This window comes from Sphingopyxis lindanitolerans (genome assembly GCF_002993885.1).
Classification (GTDB): Bacteria; Pseudomonadota; Alphaproteobacteria; order Sphingomonadales; family Sphingomonadaceae; genus Sphingopyxis; species Sphingopyxis lindanitolerans.
The window spans coordinates 1999712-2012424 of the sequence record NZ_CM009578.1; the positions used below are offsets into that span (position 1 = coordinate 1999712).

At 66.8% G+C, this 12713-nt stretch carries 15 protein-coding genes; 5 read left to right on the forward strand and 10 right to left on the reverse strand.

Features of this window, described 5'->3' with window-relative positions; genetic code table 11:
- Positions 1-91: 91 nt before the first annotated feature.
- On the forward strand, positions 92-448 hold the full coding sequence (locus tag CVO77_RS09615; protein ID WP_105998850.1) for a hypothetical protein: 357 nt from the start codon (positions 92-94) through the stop codon (positions 446-448).
- A 27-nt stretch (positions 449-475) separates the two neighbouring features.
- Here CVO77_RS09615 and CVO77_RS09620 read toward each other — a convergent pair whose 3' ends face one another.
- Positions 476-883, reverse strand: a complete 408-nt coding sequence (locus CVO77_RS09620) for a DUF1801 domain-containing protein (RefSeq protein WP_105998851.1) — start codon at positions 881-883, stop codon at positions 476-478.
- Positions 884-891: 8 nt separating this feature from the next.
- On the reverse strand, positions 892-1332 hold the full coding sequence (locus CVO77_RS09625) for a DUF1801 domain-containing protein (protein WP_105998852.1): 441 nt from the start codon (positions 1330-1332) through the stop codon (positions 892-894).
- A gap of 132 nt (positions 1333-1464) precedes the next feature.
- Here CVO77_RS09625 and CVO77_RS09630 point away from each other — a divergent pair, with 132 nt between their 5' ends.
- Both CVO77_RS09630 and CVO77_RS09635 read left to right on the forward strand, forming a co-directional pair.
- Complete coding sequence (locus CVO77_RS09630; RefSeq protein ID WP_105998853.1) at positions 1465-2037, forward strand: hypothetical protein; 573 nt, start codon at positions 1465-1467, stop codon at positions 2035-2037.
- Between the two features lie 231 nt (positions 2038-2268).
- Positions 2269-2853: a 2'-5' RNA ligase family protein gene (locus CVO77_RS09635; protein ID WP_158258031.1), complete on the forward strand. Its 585-nt coding sequence runs from the start codon at positions 2269-2271 to the stop codon at positions 2851-2853.
- Here the strand turns inward: CVO77_RS09635 and CVO77_RS09640 are convergent.
- The 5 genes from CVO77_RS09640 to ung form a co-directional block, all read right to left on the reverse strand.
- Entirely contained in the window at positions 2850-3278 is a 429-nt protein-coding gene (locus CVO77_RS09640; protein ID WP_105998855.1) for an OsmC family protein, read from the reverse strand. The two genes, CVO77_RS09635 and CVO77_RS09640, sit on opposite strands and share 4 nt — an antisense overlap.
- A gap of 705 nt (positions 3279-3983) precedes the next feature.
- Positions 3984-4445 carry a YaiI/YqxD family protein gene (locus CVO77_RS09645; protein ID WP_105998856.1) on the reverse strand — a complete coding sequence of 154 codons (462 nt, stop codon included), beginning with the start codon at positions 4443-4445 and terminating at the stop codon, positions 3984-3986.
- Between the two features lie 13 nt (positions 4446-4458).
- Positions 4459-4590, reverse strand: a complete 132-nt coding sequence (locus tag CVO77_RS21810) for a hypothetical protein (protein WP_275541967.1) — start codon at positions 4588-4590, stop codon at positions 4459-4461.
- A 92-nt stretch (positions 4591-4682) separates the two neighbouring features.
- Complete coding sequence (locus tag CVO77_RS09650; protein WP_105998857.1) at positions 4683-5441, reverse strand: sulfite exporter TauE/SafE family protein; 759 nt, start codon at positions 5439-5441, stop codon at positions 4683-4685.
- Positions 5442-5451: 10 nt separating this feature from the next.
- Positions 5452-6165 carry a uracil-DNA glycosylase gene (ung, locus tag CVO77_RS09655; RefSeq protein WP_105998858.1) on the reverse strand — a complete coding sequence of 238 codons (714 nt, stop codon included), beginning with the start codon at positions 6163-6165 and terminating at the stop codon, positions 5452-5454.
- An 89-nt stretch (positions 6166-6254) separates the two neighbouring features.
- Here ung and CVO77_RS09660 point away from each other — a divergent pair, with 89 nt between their 5' ends.
- Both CVO77_RS09660 and CVO77_RS09665 read left to right on the forward strand, forming a co-directional pair.
- Positions 6255-6575: a phosphoribosyl-ATP diphosphatase gene (locus CVO77_RS09660; RefSeq protein WP_476712790.1), complete on the forward strand. Its 321-nt coding sequence runs from the start codon at positions 6255-6257 to the stop codon at positions 6573-6575.
- Between the two features lie 23 nt (positions 6576-6598).
- Positions 6599-6976 (forward strand): histidine triad nucleotide-binding protein, encoded by a 378-nt coding sequence (locus CVO77_RS09665; RefSeq protein WP_105998860.1) that lies wholly within the window; start codon positions 6599-6601, stop codon positions 6974-6976.
- A gap of 126 nt (positions 6977-7102) precedes the next feature.
- Here CVO77_RS09665 and CVO77_RS09670 read toward each other — a convergent pair whose 3' ends face one another.
- From CVO77_RS09670 to CVO77_RS09680, 3 genes are all read right to left on the reverse strand, one after another.
- On the reverse strand, positions 7103-7405 hold the full coding sequence (locus tag CVO77_RS09670) for a hypothetical protein (protein ID WP_105998861.1): 303 nt from the start codon (positions 7403-7405) through the stop codon (positions 7103-7105).
- Positions 7406-7429: 24 nt separating this feature from the next.
- Entirely contained in the window at positions 7430-10312 is a 2883-nt protein-coding gene (locus CVO77_RS09675) for a M16 family metallopeptidase (protein ID WP_105998862.1), read from the reverse strand.
- Positions 10313-10409: 97 nt separating this feature from the next.
- Positions 10410-12566: an acylase gene (locus tag CVO77_RS09680; RefSeq protein ID WP_105998863.1), complete on the reverse strand. Its 2157-nt coding sequence runs from the start codon at positions 12564-12566 to the stop codon at positions 10410-10412.
- Positions 12567-12713 lie beyond the last annotated feature (147 nt).

Consider the following 12713-nt stretch of genomic DNA (forward strand, 5'->3'; position numbering starts at 1 on the left):
TTAATGGGTCCTGACCCTAACGACGGGGCCGCTACCCGGAGCGGTCGGCGGCCCCTTTCCTTGCCATTCCCCCGCGTGATAAACTGGCCGTATGTCGCACCCCTCGAACATCGTCCATTGTTCCGGCCCGCACGATCCGCACGCGCTCGACGGCATCTCCGTCCGGCCTCGCACCGGCGATCTCGACCTGCGCTGCCCCGTCTGCGCCGGCCATGGCCAGTGGAACAGCCAGATCGACCTGATCAGCCAGCGCTCGATCCGCGCGTGCTGCCCCAAATGCGACGGGCGCGGGTGGATCGAAACCGGCGACGATCTGGTGCCCTCGCCCGACATCGCGCTGTCGCCGCCCTCCAGCACCGGGAAGCGGCAGCCGCAATGGGTGGTGCGGCTCGATCCCTCCGACGATAGCGAAGGCGGTCATGACACCGACGGGAGCAAGGCCCCCTGATCGCGGTGCCCCCGCGGGCGCGCCGGCTTATGTCCCGCCGCGCGCGGGTTTCGCCAGATTCGCCGCAACCGCGCCGCGCACCAGCGCCTTGAACGCCGCGGCGTCGACCGCATCGCCCTCGAACAGGTCGATCGCGCGCCGGACATGACCGTCGAGGCTCGCATTGAAAAGCCGCGTCGGATCATCGACCGCCGCGCCCCTGGCAAAGGTCAGCTTGACCTTGTCGCGATAGGTTTCGCCGGTGCAGATCACCCCCGCGCGCTCCCATGTCGGCACCCCCGCGGGATTGGTCGGCTTGCGCCATTTGACCGCCTCCTCGATCGTTGGATCGGCCTCGCGGATCAGCGCGCGCAGCGTCGCCAGCGTCGCCCCGCGCCAGTCGCCGAGCGACGCGATCTTGGCATCGATCAGCGCCGCAGGATCGTCGTCCGCCATCCTCGCCCTCACATCTTCTCGCCGGGCAGCGCGCACGCCTGGTGCACCCAGTCGGCGAATGCGGCTTCGTCGACCGCATCGGCCTCATGGATATGGACATAGCGCGTGCTTCCGCTCTTCGACGAAACCGGGGGCACCGGGTCGAGCCGCTGGCCGTCGAAAAAGGCGACCTTGATATAGCGATCATAGCAATGGACGCTGAGGAACCAATGGTTCGGCAGGGCAGCGGGCGCGCCATAGAGGGGCGAATTCCACTTCACCGCCTTGCGCACCCCCGGCACCGTCCGCTCGATCAGCGCATCGAGCCGCGCCCAGACGGCCGACTTCCACCCCGGCATCGCGGCGATATAGGCCTGCACCGGCGCGTCGCCGTCGCCCTTTGCGATCTGCGGATTGCCGCCCGACAGCAGGACGGGCGCTTTTCCCTTTGCGGGCATGTCCTTTGCCATCGCATGAGGATGGCATATCGGGCCCGGATTTTCCAGCCGTGCCGCACGGGCGAGGACCACCGCCTCGCCGCGCCGATGGCTCTCGCCGCCACGCCATGATAGGAAAGGCGCGACAGCAGGAGAAAGAGCCCCATGCCCGTTCGTCGCCTTCCCTTCCTCGCCGCCCCTGTCCTGACTTTGGCCCTGGTCGTCGCCGGGTGCGGCGCCAAAGCCGACAAGGCGGCGGCCGACGCGCCCAAAGGCGAAGCGCCGACGGCGACCGCCCCGACCGGCGATCCACCCGGCGCGAGCGCCACCAGGGCGTCCGACACCGGCCCCAGCGAAACCTCGCCGCTGCCGCCGACCGCGGGCAGCAAGCTCGCCTCCTATGTCGGCAAATATCCGTTCGACAAGGTCGACGGGGTCGCGTGGAACGACCATGCGCTCGTCAAGGCGGGCATCGCCGCGACGGTGACGGACGCCGCGGTGCGCAAGGCGATCACGACCCTTCAGGGGCCCGCCGCGCCGATCGAGATGCGCGGCGACAAAATCGTGTCCTGGGCGTGCGAAGCGCATAATTGCGGCCCGCACCAATGGTCGGTCCAGATCGATCCGCGCAGCGGCGCGACCGATGTCTGCTATTTCGACGAAGCCGCCGATCCCGACAAGGCCCGCTGGTTCCTCGCCAGCGGCAAGGAAGAAAAGCGCGAGGCCAACTGCCAGTAACGCACCCGACCATTCTCAAACGCCCTGCTCCCCCGCGCAGGCGGGGGTCCATCTTCCGCCCTATCGATATTCAGTCCGCGGTGCAGGACAGCGACAGCATCGAGGATGGACCCCCGCCTTCGCGGGGGAACAGGAGGGTTTCGACCGATGCTCTCTTCCGTCGAGGGAAGGATTCGACTCGCGCGCCAGATAAGAACATAATAGGAACATTATCCGATTCGGAGAATGATGATGGTGCCTCTGTTCCGCTATTTTCTGGGCTTTCAGGTCGCCGCCGACCGCGCCGGCTGGCTGGCGCGCCAATTGCCGCCGGTCGCGGGCGATCTGTTCGCGGGGCTGAAGCCGCAGCTTTATCATCTGACGCTGTGCACGATTGCCGAGACGGCGGCGCCGCATCCCTTCCTGCGCCAGCGGGTGGCAAAGGCGCTCGAAACCGGCCTGCCCGCGGCGAGCCCGATTCCCTTCGGCCGGATCGTCGCCCGCGATGAGGGCGCCGAGCTCGTCACCGCGGGCGGCGGCGGCGGGGTCCGCCAGCTTTACGAAGCGATTGTCGCTTTGCTCGCGCCGCATGATATCGCGCCCATGCACCGCAAGGCGGGCCTCCGCCCGCACATCACGCTCGGCTATGGCGAATGCGATTTCCCCGCCGCGCCGCTCGCCTGGACCTGGATTCCGCGCGAGCTGGCGTTGATCGAAAGCCATGTCGGCCATCGTCGGCACCGCGTGCTGCAAAGCTGGACGCTCGCGCCGCCGGCGCAGGCGATGTTCGACTTCATGGCCGACGAATTGCCTCCGCCGCTGCGCCGGGCTGCTTAACTTTCGAGCTTATGCTCGAGTATGATCTCGCAGTTCAGCAGCTTCGACACCGGACAAGTCTTTTCGGCCTCGCCGGCGATCGCGGCGAATTCGTCCGCCGATATGCCCGGCACCTTGCCGGTCAGCGTCAGCGCCGACCGGGTGATCGTGAAGCCGCCGTCCTGCGACTCGAGCGTCACCGCCGCGCTCGTCTCCAGCGTGTCGCCCGAATAGCCCGCACGCGCGAGGCCGAAGGACAGCGCCATGGTGAAACAGGCGGCGTGCGCCGCGGCGATCAACTCCTCGGGGTTGGTTCCGGGCTGCCCCTCGAAACGGGTGCCGAAGCCATAGGGCTGGGCGTCGAGCACCCCCGACTTGGTCGTGATCGACCCTTTGCCGTCCTTGCCGAAACCTTCATAGCGGGCGGAGGCGCGATTGACGGTCATGATAATCTCCTTCGATTGCAAAGCGGCGGGACTCGCAAAGATCTCGCCCGGGCCGCAAACAGCCTACGCCCCCCGCCCGCCCGCTTCCACGCCTTTTCGTCGAAGGTCGGCGACCGGATCCGGCCGTCACGTCGGAGAGCGACCGGAAGCCGCCAAAAAGCGATCCTCCCCCACCGGGGGAGGGGGACCACCCGAAGGGTGGTGGAGGGGCACGGGATGTTTGCGCCGCGCTCGGCCGAAAGAGCCGCGCATTTCCAACGCGGGGTCGCGCACATGATGCCGACGGCAAGGCAAGCCGACTGTGCCCCTCCACCAGCTTCGCTGGTCCCCCTCCCCGTTCCGGGGAGGATCGGCGATGGCAGTTCCCCACCCCCAATCCGACAAACCGGACTGTCGCTAACGGCCGTGATTAGAGCGGCGTGCGTTTAATCTGCACCGCCCTTTATCCGTTCGTGTCGAGCGAAGTCGAGACACCCATCGGGTTGGTGCTACACCGATGGGTGTCTCGACTTCGCTCGACACGAACGGGATAGTGAGCCAGATTTAAGGCTCGATGCTCTAGTGCCCTCCCGCCAGGGGTCGCGTCCGGCGGGAGGGCTGGTCCCACGTCGGCGTGGTGGGCCGGGCGGAACGGATCGTCTTCGCGATCGTCCCTAATACCAAGGTGCGCACGCCGCCGTGATCGGCGTCACTGGCGCGCCATTTTCATGCCCCGCGCTTCAGCCGGACGATCGCGGTATCGAGCGCTTGCAGGAATTGCGAGCGCTCGGCTTTCGAGAAAGGCGGCGGCCCGCCCATCCCGTCCCCCATGCCGGCACGCAGGTCGGCCATGATCGCGCGCGTCGCGATCGCGGGGCCGATCGAGGCCGGGGTGAAGGGCTTGCCGGTCGGCGCGAGCACCGTCGCCCCTGCCTTCAGCGCGCGGTCGGCGAGCAATATGTCGGCGGTGATCACGATGCTCCGGGCAGTCGCCGCCTCGGCGATCCAGTCGTCGGCGGCGTCGAAACCGTCCGACACGACGATCCGTTCGACCAACGCATGGTCGGGCACGCGCAGCCGGCTGTTGCTGACGATTTTCACCGGCACCTCGTGCCGCCACGCGACGCGATAAATCTCGTCCTTCACGGGGCAGGCGTCGGCATCGACGAGGACGACCGGCGCGCTCATCCGGCCCCTCGGGTCATTTCTTCATATTGTCGAGCCCCGCGACCACGCCCTGCTTGGTCGATGGGTTGCTCGCATTCGGCTTCTTGGGCTTTTCGGCCTTCGGCTTGCGGGCTTCGCGGCTCGATTTCTTCTGGCCCTTTGCCATCATCTCTTCCTTGGCTGCGACGAACGCCGTTGCCCGTCATGCCGACCCTAGGCGCAATCGCCCCTGCCGTCGCCTCATTCCGCCAGCGGCGCTCATCCGCGCACCCCGTCCCACAAAAGCTTGGCGCCGAGCAGGACCATCAGCGCATAGACGATGACGTAAAAACGCGCCGGGTCCATCCGCTTGAGCCAGCGCACCGTGACCAGCGTCGCGACGATCGCGAGCGGCATCAGCAGCAGCGCCGCGACCACCACCTCGTGCGGAAAGGCGCCGAGCGCGAGATAGGCGGGCACCTTCATCCAGTTGACGATGGCGAACAGGATCGCGCTCGTCCCGATGAAGCTCAGATGCGGCAGCCTGCGCGGCGTCACCCACATCTGGAACGGCGGCCCGCCGGCGTGCGCGATCTGGCTGGTGAAACCCATGACCCCGCCAAAGATCGTGCCGACCCAGCCCGGCGAGCGCGAGGCGGCGGCAACGCGCCCGCCGCGCTCGACCCACAAGCGATAGAGGCCGAACGCCAGCGTGATCGCGCCGAGCGCCGCCATCAACTGCGCTTCGTCCACCCGCTCGGCATAATACCAGCCCGCCGCGACGCCGATCGCGGCGCCGGGGAGCATCCAGCCGACGATCCAGCCATCCCATGTGTGGCGAAACGACCAGACGCTGATCACGTCCTGCACGATCAGGATCGGCAGCAGCAGCGCCGCCGCGGTCGCGGGCGGCAGCACCAGCGCGGCGAGCGGCGTCGCCAGCGAGCCGACCCCGGCAAGCCCGCCCTTCGCCATCCCGAGCAGGATCACCGCGACGACCAGCACGACCAAAGTCAGCGGATCGGCCAGGATAGTCACCGCGCCTCGCTCATGCGGTCGCGGGCGCCGGGTTGTCGGGAAGCTGCCAGTCGATCGTCCCGCGCCCGTGCGCGTCCAGAAAGGCGTTCGCCTGGCTGAACGGTTTCGACCCGAAAAAGCCGTTATGCGCCGACAGCGGCGACGGGTGCGGCGCGCGCAGGATCAGGTGCGGGCTCTCCGGCCCCAGCCCCGGCACATTCGCCGCCTTGCGCTGCGCATGGCTGCCCCACAGGATGAAGACTTTCGGCGCCGGGTCGGCGGCGATCGTGGCGACCGCGGCGTCGGTGAAACGCTCCCACCCCTTGCCCTGGTGCGACGCCGCCTGTCCCGCCTCGACGGTCAGGCAATTGTTGAGGAGGAGCACGCCCTGTTCGGCCCAATGCTTCAAATAGCCGTGCGAGGCGCGCGGAATGCCGAGGTCGGCCTGCATTTCCTTATAGATGTTGACGAGGCTCGGCGGCGTCCGCACCCCCGGCTGCACCGAAAAGCACAGCCCGTGCGCCTGCCCCGGCCCGTGATACGGATCCTGCCCCAGGATCACGACGCGCACATCCTGCGGCGGGGTCGCGTCGAGCGCGGCGAACCAGTCGCGCGGGCGCGGATAGATCGCCTTCCCCTTCGCGCGCTCGCCCGCCAGAAACGCCTTGAGCTGCGCCATATAGGGCTGCTCGAACTCGCCGCCGATGCGGGCAAGCCAGTCGGGATGCAATTGGACCTCGGCCATTCCGTCCTTTGGCCGGAGCCGCCCGCCCTTGTCCAGCGCCTTTCCCGCCGCTAGGCACGGCGGCGGAAGGACAAGCGATGGCAGATGACATCGGCGATACGCTGACCGCGCTCGAAGCGGTGGTGAACGATCGCCTCGCCGCGGGCGACGGCACCGCCTCCTATGTCGCGAGTCTCGCCGCCAAAGGCCGCGGCAAGATCGCGCAGAAGCTCGGCGAGGAAGCGACCGAGACGATCATCGCCGCGCTGACCGAGGACGACGCCGCGCTGACCGGCGAAGCCGCCGACCTGGTCTTTCACCTCACCGTCCTGCTCGCCGAGCGCGGTCTCGGCTGGGACGCGGTCGCCGCCGAACTCGCGCGGCGCCACGGCACTTCGGGCCACGCCGAAAAAGCCGCCCGCCCCCAATAACCAAAACGCATAGGAGCTTCCCGATGCCGATCGACGCGACCCTTCCCTATGACGACAGCAATATCTTCGCGCGCATCCTGCGCGGCGAGCTGCCGTCGAAGACCGTCTTTGAGGATGACTATGCGCTCGCCTTCCACGACATCAACCCGCAGGCGCCGCTGCACATCCTCGTGATCCCCAAGGCCGCCTATGTGAGCTGGGACGATTTTTCGGAGCGCGGCAGCGACGCCGAAATCGCGGGTTTCGTCCGCGCGGTCGGCAAGGTCGCGCGCGACGCGGGCCTCGTCGCGCCGGGCTATCGCCTGCTCGCCAATGTCGGCCCCGACAGCCACCAGGAAGTCCCGCACCTCCACGTCCACATCTTCGCGGGCAAGCCGCTGGGGCCGATGCTGGTCCGCTAATCAGCCTCCGACAGGCGGGAAGGGAATCGCGCTTGCTTCCCTTTCACGGCTATCCCGGACTCATCCGGCCACGAAAAAGGGCCGCCCCGACGGGACGGCCCTTTCCTGTTTCGGTGGCCCGAACAATCAGGCCTGGCGCGTGCCGGTCATCGCCATCGATCCGAACGGGCCGGCCTTGATCGTGCCGGTCAGCGCGTCGCCGTCGATCGTCGCTTCGGCCTCGAGCGTCATCGGCATCGGCACCTTCATGTTCATGGTCCAGCTCAGCTTGTTGCCGTCGACCTTGCCATTTTCGACGTCGAGCGCACCCATCGCGCCAGCATTCTGGCCGGTGAAGCTGCCGCCGTCGCTCTTCACCGTGAAGACCGACTTCTGGTCGCCCATCGGCGACTTGGTTACGCAATCATAGCTGCCGTCGACTCCAGACATAAAACTCTCCTACTGAAACCAATGTTAGTTAGTGGGTTTCGCTATTTCCACCGGCAGGCCCAGTCCGTCAAGCTGCGGTTTCACCACCGCGGCATCGCCGACCACGACATAGACGAGGTCGCCGCTGCTCAGCGCGCCGCGCGCCGCGGCATCGACCTCGGCGGCCGTCATCGCCTCATAGGTTGCGGGCAGCGTTTCATAATAATTGTCGGGGCGGCTGAACTTCACGATCTGGCGCATCCCGCCCAGGACGTCGCCCGACGTCTCGAAGCTGCCCGGCAGTTCGCGGACACTGCCGTTCACCGTGCGCTCCAGCTCTTCCTTGGTGACGCCTTTGTCGCCGAGGAACTCCTTGAGGTCGCTCTGGAACGCCTTGATCGAATCGCCGGTGCGGTCGGCCTGGACCGGCGCCGCGACGATCCAGCTCACCCGGTCCTGGTCGGAGGTGATGCGCGAGCGCACGCCATAGGACCAGCCCTTGGTCTCGCGCAGGTCCATGTTGAAGCGCGACAGGAAATCGCCGCCGAAGATGTCGTTCGCCGAACGAAGAACCTCCAGCCTGTCGCCGCCTTTCGCATCCAGCACCTTGCCGGCGAGGATCACCGACTGCGGCGATTTCGGCCGATCGACGAGCAGGATGCGCGGCTGCGGCTTGGGGATCGCGATCTCGAAATGCTTTTCGGGTTTCGCGCCCGCCGGGGCCTTCCAGTCGCCGAATGCGGCATCGAGCTCTTTGGTGACATCTTTCAGCGTGGTGTCGCCGACGACGAAGATGCGCGCATTGTCGGGGCGGATCCACGCATCGTGAAACGCCGCGAGTTGATCGCGCGTCGCGGCGGTCACCGCCGCGGCGTCGCCCAGCCCCGACGGCGGAATGCCATAGGGATGGTCGGCGCCATAGAGTACGGGCATCAGCACGCGGCCTGCGATCGCATTGGGGTTGTTGAGTTCCGATTTCAGCCGGTTGAGCTGCTGCGCGCGCACGCGGTCCAGTTCCTTGCCGTCGAAGGCGGGGTTGCGGATATAGTCGGCGAGCAGCCCGAGCGAGGCGCTGAGGTTCGGTTTCAGCGCGAAAAGCTCGAACACCGTCTCGTCGGCGCTCGCCGATCCGTCGATCTGCGCACCAAGGCGTTCCTTCGCTTCGGCGAAGGCGATCGAATCGCGGCTCGTCGTGCCTTCGTCCATCAGGCTCAGCATCAGCGACTGGGTGCCGAGCGCGTTATGCGGATCGGCGGCATAGCCGGCGTCGAAGCTGACCGCGACCTGCACCGTCGGCACCGTCGCGCGGCGCGCGAAGACGACTTCGATCCCGTTCTTGAGCTTCGCCCGTTCGATCGCGGGGAAATCGAGGGCCTTGAGGCCGGCAACCGTCGGCATATGCGACCGATCGGCGATCGAGGTCGCGCCCACGCCACTGCTATCGGGGCCGACATCGCCGAGCGCCGGGTTCCAGTAACGGTCGGGCGCGACACCGACGGCCTTGGCGTCCGTCACCGCGCCGCCGCGATTCTCACCGCCTTCGGTGCGCTCGCCCGGCGTATAGGTCAGCGAAAAGGCCGGACGCGACATCCATTTGTTCGCGACCGCCTTTGCCTGCTCGGGAGTCACCTTGGCGAGCCGGTCGAGCTCGACCTTGTAATAAGCCGGATTGTTCGAATAGAGCGCGCCCTCGGCGAGGGTCACCGCCTTGCCGCCGAAACCGCCGACCGATTCGAGCCCCGCGATCGTGCCGCCGAGATAGCTCGCCGCCGCGCGCTGCAATTCGTCGGCGGTCGGGCCGGTGGCAAGAAAGTTCGCGATTTCGGAGTCGAGCTTGTCGCCGACGACCTTTGGATCGACCCCCGGCTTCACATCGGCCTGGACGATCAGGAAACCCGCATCCTCCATCGTCTGCGCGCCCGCGGCGACGCTGACCGCGACCGGATCCTTGCGCACCATCGCATTGTCGAGCCGCGACGACGACAGGCCGCCGAGCACGGCGACCGCCATCTGCAGCGGCACCGAATCGGCGTCGTTGAGCCCCGGGATCGCCCACATGCGATAGAGGCGCGTGGTCGGGACCAGATCCTTGACCTCCTTCGCGAGCGGCGCGGGCAGCGTCGGGACCGAGGTTTGCGGCGCCTTGACCTCGGGCCCGCGCGGGATGTCGCCGAACCATTCGGTCACCTTCGCTTTCGCGGTGGCCAGATCGACATCGCCGGCGAGCACGAGCACGGCATTGTTCGGGCCGTAATTGTCGGTGAACCACGTCTTCACGTCGGCAAGGCTCGCCGTATTGAGGTCGGCCATCGAGCCGATCGTGCTGTGATGATAGGGGTGCCCCTTGGGAAAGAGATTCTCGAAAATCTCGTAGCGCAGCAGGCCGAAGGGGTTGTTGTCGCCCTGACGCTTTTCATTCTGGACGACGCCGCGCTGGTTATCGAGCTTTTCCTGCGTGATGCCGCCGAGCAAATGCCCCATGCGGTCGCTTTCGAGGAACAGCGCGCGGTCGAGCGCGCCGGTCGGCACCGTCTCGAAATAATTGGTGCGGTCGACGTTGGTGGTGCCGTTGAAATCGGTGGCGCCGACCTGTTGCAGCGGTTCGAAGAAATCGCCGGGCGCATTTTCCGATCCGTTGAACATCAGATGCTCGAACAGATGCGCAAAGCCCGTCTTGCCCGCGGGTTCGTTCTTCGATCCGACGCGGTACCAGACCGACACCGCGACGACCGGCGCCTTGCGATCTTCGTGCACGATCACGCGCAGGCCGTTGTCGAGGGTGAAGCTCTGATAGGGAATGTCGACCGCCTTCACGAGGTCGGCGATCGGGGCGGGCTTCGCCTCCTTCGCCTTGGCGAGTGCCGGACCGGCGGCGACGAGCGAAGTCGACAGGACAAGGGCGATGGCGAAGCGGTGAAAGCGGGGCATGGAGTTCCTCTTGGATGGCGAGCAGGCGCGAACGGCCCGCGGGCGACCTGTGCCGGACGACACTGTATCAGCGGTTTAGGACAGTCCCCCGCCGCGATCAAGGCCGATAGAAACGCGCCCCGCTCGCCCGCAGCATCGCCGGATCGAACAGCACCGGCTTCAGCCGATGCGCGACGAACAGCGGCGCCTGGTCGTTATAGTGCGGGCTGGCGGGCCGCGTCGTCGCGGCGCCAAAGGGCTGGATCGATTCCGAATGCACCTGCCCCGCTCTGTCCCAGGTCACGAACATGATGAAGCTGTCGCCGTGACGGACCTTCAGCCGCCCGTCGGGCTCGACATCCCACAGGGTCGAGGCACGGATGGTGTCGTTGCCGCCGTCGAGCGGCAGGTCGACGCGATGCGCGCCCTCGCCGTGGCGCAGCCGCAGCACGGTGCCGAGCTTGGGGTCGAGCCCGGCGAAATATTGCTGCAGATGGTTCACCGTCTCGCTCAGCACCTGGCGCGGATCGGGGTCGGGCCGGCGCTGGTAATGGCTGCCGTTCGCGGGGCGCAGCACCATCAGCGCAAGCGCATCGCCCTTGCCCTTGCCGTCGAGGTTCCAGTCCCATTTGCGCAGCAGCGCCTGCGCCTCGGCCAGCGCCGGGTCGCCCTTGGTATCGAGCGCGAGCAGCCGGGCGATCCACGCCTTGGCATAGCCGGTCTTCGCATAGGCGGTGTCATATTTGATCGCCTTCAATCGCGCGTCGTCGATCTGCCCTGACGCCTCGAACAGGTCGATCAGCCGCGTCGCGCGGTTGGTCATGTCGTCCTCGATCCCGAGCAAGGGCGAAAAGGCCGCCGCGTCGAGTTCGTCGCCCGGTCCCGCCGCGACCCACGGCGTGTTGTTGGCGTTCATCACATAGCCCGAGCGCGGATTGACCAGCGCCGGAACCCGCTCGAACGGCAAGGTCTTGGTCCAGACATCGGCCGAGGTGTCGCCCGGCAGGACGCCGCGCCAGTTGAAGCCCGCGGGGCGATCGGGGAACATCGCGTTATAGAACATCCCGATATTACCCTTGGCATCGGCATAGATGAAATTGGTCGCGGGCACGCCCTGCCCCGCCATCGCCGCGCGCCATTCGGCGAAATTTTTCGCCTTGTTCAGCCGATAATATTCGGTGACCATCTTTGCCTGGTCCATCCCCGCATAGCGGATCGCGAAGGCGCCCTTCGCATTCTTGATCACCGGCCCCTGCACCGAACGATAGAGGGTGCGCGGCACCGGGATCACCAGCGGCCCATATTTGACCCGCAGCCAGATGCGCTTTTCCTCGAGCGGCAGCCATTTACCGTCGAAGCGATACTTCTTGCCGCTTTCGTCGAGCACCAGCTTGTAGATGTCGATCAGGTCGGGCCGGTTCACCGTGTTGGTCCAGCCAAGATATTTATTATGGCCGAGGAAGGGGTAAGGCGAACCGGGAAAGGTCGCTCCCGCGAAATCCCACCCCTCGCCCGAATGGACGACGAGTTCGTACCACGCGACCCCGCCCGTCCACGGCTGGTGCGAGTTGGAGACGAGCCGCGTCGCGCCGTCGGTCGAGCGCGACGGCGCGACCGCGAAACCGTTCGATCCATTGGCTTCGGGGTCGCGCCCGACCGGGGTCAGTTCGCGCGGCACCAGCTTGCCCCTGGCGTCGAGCGACGGCCCGCCTTCGCGGCCGAGCATCTTGTCCTCGGTCAGCCCGCCAAGCACCGAATCGAGCCCGAAGAAGAAAGGCGAGCGCAGCACGAAGCCGGCGACGACATCCTCGCCGGTCACCGGGAACAGCCCCGACAAGCGCACCTCATCGGCATGCTTGTCGGCATAATGGTTGAGCCCCGCGGCATAAGCGGTGAAGAGTTTCTTCACATCCTCGGGCAGCCGCGGCCAGTCGCGCGCGGTCGTCGCACGGACACCGAGCAGCGCCTCGGCATAGTCGACCTTGGCCCCGTCTTCGCCCAGCATCGCCCCCGCGCGCCCGCGCGTCATCGCGACCACTTCCTGCAGGGTCGAAAAATCATCCTCGGCATGGGCGTAGGCGACACCATAGGCGACGTCGGCGTCGGTCTTGCCAAAGATATGCGGCACCCCGAATGTGTCGCGCGCGATCTGCACGTCGCTCGGCTTGAAAGCGGGCGCGGCGGGCGCCTCGGCGGTCAGCGGCTCCCATATGGCGAGGCCGATCAGGATGGCGGCGATCAGCAAGACCAATCCCAATATCGCCCGACGCAGCATATCCGCCTTCCTTCCTGTCTTCTGCTGCGATGTGTGGCGAGCGAATGGTGCAAAGGCAAGCGGCTGTGATTTCCAGTTCACGCGGAGACGCGGAGGCGCGGAGAAAAAGAAGTGCGTTGGCCCGGCCGGTTGCAGGATGATTCGCAC

Bases quoted from the DNA above. Each gene is read 5' to 3' on its own strand.
- CVO77_RS09615 (WP_105998850.1), top strand. From the start codon at position 92: ATGTCGCACCCCTCGAACATCGTCCATTGTTCCGGCCCGCACGATCCG.
- CVO77_RS09620 (WP_105998851.1), bottom strand. From the start codon at position 883: ATGGCGGACGACGATCCTGCGGCGCTGATCGATGCCAAGATCGCGTCG.
- CVO77_RS09625 (WP_105998852.1), bottom strand. From the start codon at position 1,332: ATGGCAAAGGACATGCCCGCAAAGGGAAAAGCGCCCGTCCTGCTGTCG.
- CVO77_RS09630 (WP_105998853.1), top strand. From the start codon at position 1,465: ATGCCCGTTCGTCGCCTTCCCTTCCTCGCCGCCCCTGTCCTGACTTTG.
- CVO77_RS09635 (WP_158258031.1), top strand. From the start codon at position 2,269: ATGGTGCCTCTGTTCCGCTATTTTCTGGGCTTTCAGGTCGCCGCCGAC.
- CVO77_RS09640 (WP_105998855.1), bottom strand. From the start codon at position 3,278: ATGACCGTCAATCGCGCCTCCGCCCGCTATGAAGGTTTCGGCAAGGAC.
- CVO77_RS09645 (WP_105998856.1), bottom strand. From the start codon at position 4,445: ATGAGCGCGCCGGTCGTCCTCGTCGATGCCGACGCCTGCCCCGTGAAG.
- CVO77_RS21810 (WP_275541967.1), bottom strand. From the start codon at position 4,590: ATGGCAAAGGGCCAGAAGAAATCGAGCCGCGAAGCCCGCAAGCCGAAG.
- ung (WP_105998858.1), bottom strand. From the start codon at position 6,165: ATGGCCGAGGTCCAATTGCATCCCGACTGGCTTGCCCGCATCGGCGGC.
- CVO77_RS09665 (WP_105998860.1), top strand. From the start codon at position 6,599: ATGCCGATCGACGCGACCCTTCCCTATGACGACAGCAATATCTTCGCG.
- CVO77_RS09670 (WP_105998861.1), bottom strand. From the start codon at position 7,405: ATGTCTGGAGTCGACGGCAGCTATGATTGCGTAACCAAGTCGCCGATG.
- CVO77_RS09675 (WP_105998862.1), bottom strand. From the start codon at position 10,312: ATGCCCCGCTTTCACCGCTTCGCCATCGCCCTTGTCCTGTCGACTTCG.
- CVO77_RS09680 (WP_105998863.1), bottom strand. From the start codon at position 12,566: ATGCTGCGTCGGGCGATATTGGGATTGGTCTTGCTGATCGCCGCCATC.